The sequence below is a fragment of the Methyloceanibacter marginalis genome (genome assembly GCF_001723295.1).
Lineage (GTDB): Bacteria > Pseudomonadota > Alphaproteobacteria > Rhizobiales > Methyloligellaceae > Methyloceanibacter > Methyloceanibacter marginalis.
Genome location: NZ_LPWD01000105.1, coordinates 1 through 10,295, shown reverse-complemented (window position 1 = coordinate 10,295; position 10,295 = coordinate 1). Strand labels below are relative to the sequence as shown.

At 64.8% G+C, this 10,295-nt stretch carries 12 protein-coding genes; 10 read left to right on the top strand and 2 right to left on the bottom strand.

Translation table 11 applies throughout. The features are described 5' to 3' along the window. The 6 genes from AUC71_RS04730 to AUC71_RS04705 all read left to right on the top strand — a co-directional run. Positions 1-546 (top strand): GNAT family N-acetyltransferase (locus tag AUC71_RS04730; RefSeq protein WP_083238086.1); only part of this gene is annotated, 546 nt, incomplete at its 5' end. Next, positions 543-1,949, top strand: a complete 1,407-nt coding sequence (gene lpdA / locus AUC71_RS04725) for a dihydrolipoyl dehydrogenase (RefSeq protein WP_069623332.1) — start codon at positions 543-545, stop codon at positions 1,947-1,949. The genes AUC71_RS04730 and lpdA, both read left to right, overlap by 4 nt. Positions 1,950-2,004: 55 nt before the next feature. After that, a complete protein-coding gene (locus AUC71_RS04720) occupies positions 2,005-2,238 on the top strand; it encodes a GlsB/YeaQ/YmgE family stress response membrane protein (protein WP_204376633.1) in 234 nt (77 codons plus the stop codon). Positions 2,239-2,266: 28 nt separating this feature from the next. After that, positions 2,267-2,548: a GlsB/YeaQ/YmgE family stress response membrane protein gene (locus AUC71_RS04715; protein ID WP_069623331.1), complete on the top strand. Its 282-nt coding sequence runs from the start codon at positions 2,267-2,269 to the stop codon at positions 2,546-2,548. 7 nt (positions 2,549-2,555) lie between these two features. Continuing rightward, entirely contained in the window at positions 2,556-3,518 is a 963-nt protein-coding gene (gene lipA, locus AUC71_RS04710) for a lipoyl synthase (RefSeq protein ID WP_069623330.1), read from the top strand. A 23-nt stretch (positions 3,519-3,541) separates the two neighbouring features. Next, positions 3,542-4,018: a type II toxin-antitoxin system RatA family toxin gene (locus AUC71_RS04705; RefSeq protein ID WP_069623329.1), complete on the top strand. Its 477-nt coding sequence runs from the start codon at positions 3,542-3,544 to the stop codon at positions 4,016-4,018. On the opposite strand, the gene AUC71_RS04700 is transcribed toward AUC71_RS04705, so the two are convergent. Together AUC71_RS04700 and ispF are read right to left on the bottom strand one after the other, a co-directional pair. Next, positions 4,007-4,510 carry a CinA family protein gene (locus AUC71_RS04700; RefSeq protein ID WP_069623328.1) on the bottom strand — a complete coding sequence of 168 codons (504 nt, stop codon included), beginning with the start codon at positions 4,508-4,510 and terminating at the stop codon, positions 4,007-4,009. The genes AUC71_RS04705 and AUC71_RS04700 overlap by 12 nt on opposite strands. Beyond that, positions 4,507-5,670, bottom strand: a complete 1,164-nt coding sequence (ispF, locus tag AUC71_RS22185; protein WP_342021797.1) for a 2-C-methyl-D-erythritol 2,4-cyclodiphosphate synthase — start codon at positions 5,668-5,670, stop codon at positions 4,507-4,509. Before ispF ends, AUC71_RS04700 begins: the two co-directional genes overlap by 4 nt. 210 nt (positions 5,671-5,880) lie before the next feature. Between ispF and AUC71_RS04690 the strand changes: the two genes are divergently transcribed. From AUC71_RS04690 to AUC71_RS21790, 4 genes are all read left to right on the top strand, one after another. Continuing rightward, positions 5,881-7,029: a two-component system sensor histidine kinase NtrB gene (locus AUC71_RS04690; protein WP_244500803.1), complete on the top strand. Its 1,149-nt coding sequence runs from the start codon at positions 5,881-5,883 to the stop codon at positions 7,027-7,029. Next, a complete protein-coding gene (ntrC, locus tag AUC71_RS04685) occupies positions 6,936-8,477 on the top strand; it encodes a nitrogen regulation protein NR(I) (protein WP_425283355.1) in 1,542 nt (513 codons plus the stop codon). Before AUC71_RS04690 ends, ntrC begins: the two co-directional genes overlap by 94 nt. A 197-nt stretch (positions 8,478-8,674) precedes the next feature. Beyond that, positions 8,675-9,517 (top strand): hypothetical protein, encoded by an 843-nt coding sequence (locus AUC71_RS20165; RefSeq protein WP_069623325.1) that lies wholly within the window; start codon positions 8,675-8,677, stop codon positions 9,515-9,517. Continuing rightward, a partial coding sequence (locus AUC71_RS21790) for a sensor histidine kinase (protein WP_204376632.1) occupies positions 9,409-10,295 on the top strand: 887 nt, incomplete at its 3' end. The genes AUC71_RS20165 and AUC71_RS21790, both read left to right, overlap by 109 nt.

Below are 10,295 nucleotides of genomic sequence, written 5' to 3'. Positions count from 1 at the left end.
GCGCTCGCCGTGCTGGTGGACATCGCCGGCGAGGGCGTCCCCACCGTCTTCTGGCGCGAGCTGGCGGGCCCGGGGCGCTCTGTGCTGGAGATGGGGCGCGAGCGCGCCCGGCGGCAGGAGGGCGGCTTCTCCTACCGCCACGCCACCATCGTCGAGGTCGGCCCCGAGGAGATCGCCGCGGGCCTGATCGTCTATCCGCTCGACGACCCATACGACTTAACCGGCCTCGACGAGATGCCGGCGCATGTGCAACCGCTGGTGCGGCTCGAGGCGCAAGCGCCGGGCTCCTGGTACGTCAACGTGCTCGCGACCTTTCCCGAGTTCCGCGGGCAGGGGATCGGTACCAGGCTGCTCGCCCTCGCCGAGGAGAAGGCAAGCGAGGCCGGCGCGAACACCGCGAGCATCATCGTCGGAAGCTGGAACACCGGCGCAACCCGCCTTTACGAGCGCGCCGGTTACACCACCATCGCCAGCGAACCCGCTGTTCTGCCGCCTGACTTCCCGCAGAGCGGCGACTGGGTTCTCCTGACACGGCCCGTCGCATGACCGACACCGAATTCGATCTCGTGGTGATCGGCGCCGGGCCCGGCGGCTATGTGGCCGCCATCCGCAGCGCGCAGCTCGGCATGAAGACGGCAATCATCGAGCGCGACAAGCTCGGCGGGGTCTGCCTCAACTGGGGCTGCATCCCCACCAAGGCGCTGCTGCGCACCTCCGAGATCTATCACCTGATGCAGAACGCGGAGTCCTTCGGCCTCAGCGCGGAAAATATCGGCTTCGACCTGGCGAAAGTGATCGAGCGCAGCCGCAAAGTGGCCGACAAGCTCTCCAGCGGCGTCGCCTATCTGATGAAGAAGAACAAGATCGCCGTCATCGAGGGCACGGCGAAGCTCGAAGGCGGCGGCCGCATCGCGCTCACGAGCAAGAACGGCGAAGCGCTCCCCTCCATCGCCGCCAGGCACATCGTCATCGCCACCGGCGCGCGGGCCAAGACGCTGCCGGGCCTCGAGCCCGACGGCAAGCGCATCTGGACCTACACGGAAGCGATGGTGCCCGAGAGCTTTCCCAAATCTCTGCTGATCGTCGGCTCCGGCGCCATCGGCATCGAGTTCGCGAGTTTCTACCGCACGCTCGGCGCGCAGGTGACGGTGGTCGAGGTGCTGGACCGCATCCTGCCTGTCGAGGACGAAGAGATCTCCCAGGCGGCGCACAAGGCCCTCGTCAAGCAGGGCATCGCCATCCGCGCACGTACCACGGTCGAGCGGTTGGTTCCTGGCGAGGAGGGCGTCACCGCGACGCTGAAGACCGCGGACGGCGAGAGCATCGAAGGCACGGTCGACCGCGTGATCCTGGCTGTCGGCATCACCGGCAATGTGGAAGGTCTCGGGCTGGAAGAGCAGGGCGTCAAAGTCGAGCAGGGCCATATCGCGATCGACGAATGGTGCCGCACCGGCGTCGAAGGCCTCTATGCCATCGGCGACGTGGCCGGCCCGCCCTGGCTCGCGCACAAGGCCATGCATGAAGGCGTCATGTGCGTGGAGAAGATCGCGAGGCTGGACGGCGTCCACCCCATGGACAAGACCAACATCCCGTCCTGCACCTATTGCGCCCCGCAGATCGCGAGTCTGGGCCTCACGGAGACGGCAGCGCGCGAGGCAGGCCACGACATCAAAATCGGCCGCTATCCCTATTCCGCCAACGGCAAGGCCATTGCCATGGGCGAGAGCGAGGGCCTAGTGAAGACGATTTTCGATGCAAAGACAGGGCTTTTGCTCGGCGCGCACATGATCGGCGCCGAGGTCACCGAGCTGATTCAGGGCTTCGCGGTCGGCAAGACCCTGGAAACGACGGAGGCGGAATTGATCGCCACCATCTTCCCCCATCCGACATTGTCGGAGATGATGCACGAATCGGTGCTCGACGCCTTCGGGCGAGCCCTCCACATCTAGTCGGCGCGTAACGGAGCGCTTTCACGGGAGCACGACCAACGATTGGAGGACAACTATGGGCCTGATTATTTTTCTCGTGATTGGTCTGATTGCCGGCGCGCTCGCTTCTTACATCATGGGGCGGCAGCAGGATCTTTTGATGAACCTGCTGATCGGCGTTGTCGGTGCCGTGGTCGGCGGCCTGCTCGCCGGCCTTGTCGGCATCGGCGCCTACGGGCTGATTGGTCAGATCATCATCGCCACGATCGGCGCGGTGATCTGCATTTGGGTGTGGCAACGCATACGTTAGGCGCGCGCGCCTGACAGAGGAGGCGACTATGGAAGGTCACGGCTTGTTATCGATGCCGGGTGTGGGCTTTTTCGGCATGCTGATCATCGGCCTCATCGCCGGTTACATCGCCGAGAAGGCGACATCCAGCGATCATGGGCTGTTCACGAATCTTCTGGTCGGCATCGCCGGCTCGTTCGTCGGCGGCACGCTCGCCGGCCTATTGAACATCGAGTTCTACGGCTGGCTCGGCAATTTGATCGTCGCGTCGATCGGCGCCATTCTCCTGATCTGGATTTGGCGGAAGGTCACGGGGTCCGAGTCAACGTGAGTAGCTTATGGTTACGCTGATCGACACAGTCACTGAGGTGAAGGCGCGGCCGCGCCATCCTGAGAAGGCGCGGCTGCCCGACACCCCCGTCATGCCCAAGCCGCCGTGGATCCGGGTGAAGGCGCCCGGCGCGCACGCCCTCGACCGGACCCGCGCGATCGTGCGCACGCATCGTCTCCACACGGTCTGCGAGGAAGCGGCTTGTCCCAATATCGGCGAGTGCTGGGAAAAGCGCCACGCCACGGTGATGATCATGGGCGACGTGTGCACGCGGCTTTGCGCCTTCTGCAACGTGGCCACCGGCAAGCCGACGCATCTCGACGAAGGCGAGCCCACGCGTGTCGCCGACGCCATTGCCGCGCTCGAACTCAACCACGTCGTGGTCACCTCGGTCGACCGCGACGACCTCGCCGACGGCGGCGCCAATCATTTCGCGCGCACCATCGCCGCCATAAGGCACGCCGCGCCGAACACCACGGTCGAGGTGCTGACGCCGGACTTCATGCGCAAGGACGGCGCGCTCGAGATCGTCGTCGCGGCGCGGCCCGACGTGTTCAATCACAATGTGGAGACGGTGCCTTCGCTTTACCGGCGCATTCGTCCCGGCGCCGATTATCGCCACTCGCTGGCGCTGCTGCGTGAGGCCAAGCGTCTCGATCCGTCGCTCTTCACCAAGTCCGGCATCATGGTGGGTCTGGGCGAGACCGACGAGGAGATCGCCAATCTGATGGACGATCTGCGCGGGTCTGACGTCGACTTTCTCACCATCGGCCAATACCTTCAGCCGACGCGCAAACATGCGGCCATAGACCGCTTTGTCACGCCCGAGGCGTTCCAATCCTATAAGCGGACCGCCGACGACAAGGGATTTCTCTTGGTGGCTGCGAGCCCGCTGACCCGCTCCTCCTATCACGCCGCCGAGGACTTCGAGCGCTTGAAGGCCGCGCGCCTTGCTTCTCTCGGCGCTTAGGCGCACGCCATCGTCGATCCCTCATGCACCTCTTCGAGATCAAGCATCCCGTCGCACACTCCGCGGACGACATGTACGCGCTCGTGGCCAATATCGAGGACTACCCGCAGTTCTTGCCACTGTGCGAAGCGCTGAAAATCAAGCGCCGGGAGCTGATCGAGAACAAGGAGGTGCTGATCGCCACCATGCAGGTGGGCTACAAGCTGATCCGCGAAAGCTTCACCACCAAGGTCGTGCTCGATCCCGCCACGCGAACGATCTTCGTCGAATATCTCGACGGACCGTTCTCTCATCTGGAGAACCGCTGGCAGTTCATCCCACGTGCCGCCGGCGGCTCGGACATCGACTTCTATATCGCCTACAGCTTCCGCTCGCGCATGTTCGAGCGCCTGGTGGGCGGGCTTTTCGACAAGGCGGTGCAGAAATATACGACCGCCTTCGAGGCGCGCGCCGACGAGGTCTACGGCGTGAAGACTTTGGCGTTCAGCTCACACGAGTGAGCGCAACATCGACAGCGCCCGCTCGACACTGCGGCGCCTGACTTCGGCGCGGCCGAGATCGCCGAACACGACACGCTCGTGATGCATCGGACCTTCGGGCCGCCCCGCGGCGAAATGCACGAGGCCGACCGGCTTCTCAGGCGTGCCGCCGTCCGGCCCGGCGATCCCGGTGACGGCCACGGCGAGACTCGCATTGGAATGGGTCAGCGCGCCACCCGCCATGGCGCGCGCCACGTCCTCGCTCACCGCGCCGTGTTTTTCGATCAGCCAGTAGGGCACGCCCAACATCTCGCTTTTGGCCGCGTTGGAATAGGTGACGAAGCCGCGCTCGAACACATCGGAGCATCCCGGCACGGCCGTCAGCGTGGCCGCAAGGAGGCCCGCGGTGCACGACTCCGCCACCGCCACGAGCTCGCCCTTGTCGCGCGCGGCGGACAGGAACTCGGCAGCCTGCCGGACGATGTCTGCGTCGATCTCGATCTTGTCCGTCATGGAACTCTCACCGTTGCCGTTGCCATGGCCGCGATACCTTCGCCGCGGCCGACGAAACCGAGTCCCTCGTTCGTCGTTGGCCTTAACGCCCTGCGCGCTCTCGATCCCGAGAATTTCGGCCATCGCCCCGCGCATGGCATCGCGATAGGGCCCGATGCGCGGGGCTCGCACAGCAGCGTCACGTCCACATGCACGATGCTGCCGCCCCGCGCGGCGATCTTGTCCGCGGCGGCGAGGAAAATTTCCGAGCCCGCGCCGCGCCAACGATCATCCGAGGGCGGAAAATGCGTGCCGATATCGCCGTCGGCAATCGTGCCGAGCAGCGCGTCGGTGAGCGCATGCAAGCCGACATCGGCGTCGCTATGGCCGATGAGCTTTCTGGTGTGCGGAATGCGCACACCGCACAGGATGACTTCGTCGCCAGGCCCCAGCGCATGCACGTCATAGCCGGAGCCGACGCGCATCGTGCCCGCGCCGCTGCCCCGCCGCATCATCTCCGTCAGCGATCGAATCCTCCGCCGTGGGCTTGCGATTATGCTCCGCGCCCTCGACCAGCGCCACGTCGAGGCCGAACCATTCGGCAACCGCCGCGTCGTCGGTGAAGTCGAGGGTCGGTCCTGCGCCGCGGCGCGATGCGCGGCAAGGATCGCATCGAAGTGGAAGCCTTGCGGCGTCTGCGCTCGCCACAGACCCTCGCGCGACACCGTGCCCGTAATGCGCCCGTGCTCCTCACGCTTCAACGTATCGGTGACCGGCAGACAGGGCAGGGCGCACGCGTGCCCCTGAAGCGAGGCGGTCACCCGCGAGATCAGCGCGCCATCGACAAAGGGACGGGCCGCGTCATGAATGAGAACCAGATCGGGCGATCTCTCCGCCAGCGCCTCGAGCCCGGCCCGAACGCTGTCTTGCCGGCGGGCGCCGCCCAAGACGGGAGCCAACAGCCGGTCCGCAAACGGTCCAACTGCCTCCTCGTAAAGCACACGGTCGTCGGGGTGGATGACGACAACAATGTCGCCGATGCCCGAATGGGCAGCAAAGGCGCAAAGCGTATGCGTCAGCATCGGCTCCGAGCCAATCCGGCAATATTGCTTGGGTTGCAACGTTTCCGTGGCGGCGCGCGCCCCACGACCGGCCGCCACGATCAATGCCGCCACCCTCACTGCGTCTTCTCCTGAATTCCGCAACAATTCCGGGACGTTTCGCCGTTAAGCCTTCGCGCAACATTATTGTTGCACTGCGGCAAAAGGAATATTGCCCCGACGCTAAAACCCTCGTATCGTGCCCAATAATAGATCATGGGTCCTTAGTGCACAAATATTGAGCACAATACCTAAACAATGATCAATCGGACGGCCGCGAGGATATACGCATTGAGCCTCTCCACCAAAAAACCAAGCGCGCGCCGCAAAGCCGAGTCGATTCCCTGCGAAGCGCTCGTGGATGCCTTGCCGCATCCGCTCCTCGTGATCGGCAAGGACCTTGCCATCGAGTACGCCAACACGGCGGCCGAGGACTTTTTCCAGATGAGTGCGGGCGTTCTCTGCCGGCACGGCCTGCCCGACGTGGTCGCCTTCGGCTGCCCGCTGATCGCGCTCGTCGAACAGGTGCAGCGGAACGGAACCACCGTCAACGAATATGGGGTGGAGCTCGGCTCGTTCCGCTTCGAGACGGCCAAGCTCGTCGACCTCTATGGCGGTCCGCTGCCCGAGGCACCGGGCAGGGTCATGATCATGCTGCAACAGCGCAGCATGGCGCAGATGATCGAGCGCCAGCTCACCCACCGCGGCGCCGCGCGCTCCGTCTCCGGCCTTGCCGCGGTTCTGGCGCACGAGATCAAGAATCCGCTGTCCGGCATAAGAGGCGCCGCGCAGCTCTTGGAGAGCGACCGCACGGATGGCGATCGCACCCTGACCCAGCTCATCTGCTCGGAGTCGGACCGCATCTGCAAGCTCGTCGATCGCATGGAGATCTTTGGCGACGAGCGCCCGATCCAGCGCGAACCCGTAAACATTCACGACGTCCTCGATCACGTGAAGAAGATCGCCAGTAACGGCTTCGCGCGGCACATCAAGATTGTGGAGAACTACGACCCCTCATTGCCGCCGGTGCCGGGCAGCCGCGACAAGCTGGTCCAAGTGTTCCTCAATCTCATCAAGACGGCCTCCGAAGCCATCGGCGAGGAGCGTAGCGACGGACAGATCACGCTCTCCACCGCGTTCCGGCCGGGCGTGCGGCTCTCTGTGCCGGGAAGCCAAGCGCGCGTCAGCCTGCCGTTGGAGATCGCCGTCGAGGACAACGGCACCGGCGTACCGACCGATCTCATTCAGCATCTCTTCGACCCGTTCGTCTCAACCAAACCTTCAGGTACGGGCCTCGGCCTTGCCTTGGTGGCCAAGATCATCGGCGATCATGGGGGAATCATCGAATGCGACTCACGACCCCGATACACGGTCTTTCGGGCGCTAATGCCGATGGCCGACAACGAAGCGACGCAAGCGACAGCGGAAGCGCAGGCGTAAAGACAATGGGCAAGGGAAATATTCTCATCGCCGACGATGACGCGGCGATCCGAACCGTCTTAAACCAGGCCCTGGCCCGGGCCGGCTACGCGCCGCGCGCCACCGGCAACGCCGCAACCCTATGGCGCTGGATCAGCCAAGGGGAGGGCGACCTCGTGATCACCGACGTGGTGATGCCGGACGAGAACGCCTTCGATCTGATCCCGCGCGTCAAGAAGCTGCGACCGGACCTGCCCATCATCGTGATGAGCGCGCAGAACACCTTCATGACCGCGATCACCGCCGCCGAGCGCGGCGCCTACGAATATTTGCCCAAGCCCTTCGATCTGAACGAGCTGATCTCGGTGGTGGGCCGTGCCCTTGCCGAGCCGCGTAAAAGGGCGCAGCGGCTGTCCGCGGAATCGACCGACGGCATGCCCCTGATCGGGCGCTGTCCGGCGATGCAGGACATCTATCGCGTGCTCGCCCGGCTGACCCAGACCGACCTTACCGTGATGATCACGGGCGAGTCCGGCACGGGCAAGGAACTCGTCGCCCGCGCGCTGCATGAATACGGCAAGCGGCGCAACGGCCCATTCGTCGCCATCAACATGGCCGCGATCCCGCGCGAGCTGATCGAGTCGGAATTGTTCGGCCACGAGAAGGGCGCCTTCACCGGCGCACAGACGAAGCACGTGGGCCGCTTCGAGCAAGCCGAAGGCGGGACGCTGTTTCTCGACGAGATCGGCGACATGCCCATGGAGGCCCAGACGCGGCTCCTGCGCGCCTCCAGGAAGGCGAATTACACCACGGTTGGCGGCCGCACGCCGATCCGCACCAATGTCAGGATCATCGCCGCGACCAATCGCGAGCTGCAGCAGCAAATCGATCAGGGGTTGTTTCGCGAAGACCTCTTCTACCGGCTGAACGTCGTACCCTTACGGCTGCCGCCCTTGCGCGAGCGATTGGAGGACATCCCCGATCTCATCCGCCACTTTCTCTCCATCGCCGAGAAAGAGGGGCTGCCGCCCAAGGGCTTCGAGCCCGCCGCCATCGAGCGGCTGAAGCGCTACCACTGGCCGGGCAACGTGCGCGAGCTGGAGAATCTGGTGCGGCGTCTGTCGGCCATCTATGCCCAAGACATCGTCACGGCCGACATGGTGGAGAGCGAATTCGCGACCGCGCACCGCGCGCCGTTCCCCGATGCCCAAGAAGCCAACGGAGACCTCTCGGAGTCCGTGGAGCGCTATCTCAGCGACTACTTCATGGGCTTCGGTCAGGACCTGCCGCCAGCCGGGCTCTATACGCGCATCCTGCGGAAAGTGGAGTTTCCGTTGATTACCGCGGCGCTGGCCGCCACCAGGGGCAATCAAATCCGTGCCGCCGACCTTCTCGGGCTCAACCGCAATACCTTGCGCAAGAAGATCCGCGATCTCGGCATCAAGGTGATCCGCACGCCAAGCGTCTGACCCTGGTTAATCCCGCAGGAAATTCCCATATCCCGGCGGCCGGTGGGCCCCCGGGGCTCATCGGTCGTGGGACCGAGGCGCGCCATGTCGCCAAAGCGCCACATTGTGATTTTATTGCACCATAGCTGAGACGGACGCACCTGGAGGAAGGTCCGGCGCGAACCGGAACACCAACGGGGCAGCCAGGGGAAAGCGGTTTGCGCAGCGTCGTCCAAACACCGCAAGAACCGAGAAAGCATAAGGACTTCCTGCGCCCGTCCTCCGCCGCCGGGCAGGTCAGGGAAGACGTCTCGACCGGCACGCGGGTTCGCAACCGTCTCCCGTTCACCCTCGGCCTGATCATCATGGTGCTGTCCCTCTGTTCGGGACTGGTCACCTATCTCGTCCTCACCGGCCTGACCCCCATCATTCCCACCCAGAGGGTGGTGGTGGTGCTTCTGCTGATCAACCTGCTCCTCGTCCTCGCCATGCTCGGCATCATCGCCTGGCAGGTGACGGGGCTATGGATCGCCCGGCGCCGCCACGAGGCCGGCGCGCAGCTCCATGTCCGCATCGTCAGCCTGTTCAGCGTGATTGCCGTGGCGCCCGCGATCCTGCTCGCGGTGTTCGCCAGCGTGTCCCTCGACCGCGGCCTCGACCACTGGTTCTCCTCGCGCACCAAATCGATCATCCAAAACTCCATCGACGTGGCCACGGCCTATCTCCAAGAGCACGGCCAAGTGATTCGCGCCGACACGGTTGGCATGGCCAAGGACATCGACGAGGCGGTCGAGCTGGTGCGGGCGCAGCCCCAAGGCTTCGGCAACTTCCTCACGCCCAGGCCGGCATCCGCGCGCTTCCTGCCGCCTATCTCATCGACCACAGCGGCAAGATCCTGGCCACGGCCGCGTCCGTGCCGGAGCTGCCGTATCGGGCGCCGCCCAACGAGGCGATGGAGCTCGCGAAGAAGGGGCAAGTCATCGTCATCGCGCCGGGCCAGACGAGCATGGTCGGGGCCATCAAGAGCCTCGACAATTTCGACGACACCTATCTCTACGTGATCCGGCCGGTGAACGCGCGCGTGCTTCAGCAGCTACGCGCGACCCGCGCCAATGTCGCCGAGTATCAGTTGCTCGAGCAGCGCCGCGCCGGCGTGCAGGTGGCCTTCGGCCTGATGTACGTGGCCATCGCGCTCACGCTGCTGTTGTCGGCGATCTGGATCGGCATGTGGTTCGCGAACAGGCTGGTGGCGCCGATCGGCCAATTGATGGGCGCGGCGGAAGAGATCAGCCAGGGCAATCTCGGCGTCGAGGTGAGCGTCAACCCGGCCGACGGAGACCTTGCCGTGCTGGGCTCAACCTTCAACACCATGACCACGGAGCTCAAGACCCAGCGCGACGAGCTGGTCGGCGCCAATGCGACGCTCGATGAGCGCAACCGCTTCATGGAAGCCGTGCTCTCCGGCGTGACCGCGGGCGTCGTGGGCGTGGACGCCGACGGCACCGTCAATCTGGTCAACCGCTCCGCCCAGGAACTTCTCGGCCTCAAAGAGGAGAAGCTTATCGGCAAGAAGCTTGCCGACGTCGTGCCGGAATTCGGCCAGCATCTGAAGCGTGCGCAAAAACAGGGGAAGCGGCTTGCGACCGATCAAGTCACGTTGCGCCGCGCCGGATCGGAGCGCAACTTCGCCGTCCGCGTGACCAGCGAAGGCGACGGACAAGTACGTGGTGACGTTCGACGACATCACCGAGCTGGTCATTGCTCAGCGCTCGACCGCCTGGGCCGACGTGGCGCGCCGCATCGCACACGAGATCAAGAACCCGCTGACGCCGATCCAGC

What these genes read in the sequence shown, in the direction of transcription:
- lpdA (WP_069623332.1), top strand. Translation starts at nt 543, where the DNA reads ATGACCGACACCGAATTCGATCTCGTGGTGATCGGCGCCGGGCCCGGC.
- AUC71_RS04720 (WP_204376633.1), top strand. Translation starts at nt 2,005, where the DNA reads ATGGGCCTGATTATTTTTCTCGTGATTGGTCTGATTGCCGGCGCGCTC.
- AUC71_RS04715 (WP_069623331.1), top strand. Translation starts at nt 2,267, where the DNA reads ATGGAAGGTCACGGCTTGTTATCGATGCCGGGTGTGGGCTTTTTCGGC.
- lipA (WP_069623330.1), top strand. Translation starts at nt 2,556, where the DNA reads ATGGTTACGCTGATCGACACAGTCACTGAGGTGAAGGCGCGGCCGCGC.
- AUC71_RS04705 (WP_069623329.1), top strand. Translation starts at nt 3,542, where the DNA reads ATGCACCTCTTCGAGATCAAGCATCCCGTCGCACACTCCGCGGACGAC.
- AUC71_RS04700 (WP_069623328.1), bottom strand. Translation starts at nt 4,510, where the DNA reads ATGACGGACAAGATCGAGATCGACGCAGACATCGTCCGGCAGGCTGCC.
- ntrC (WP_425283355.1), top strand. Translation starts at nt 6,936, where the DNA reads ATGCGACTCACGACCCCGATACACGGTCTTTCGGGCGCTAATGCCGAT.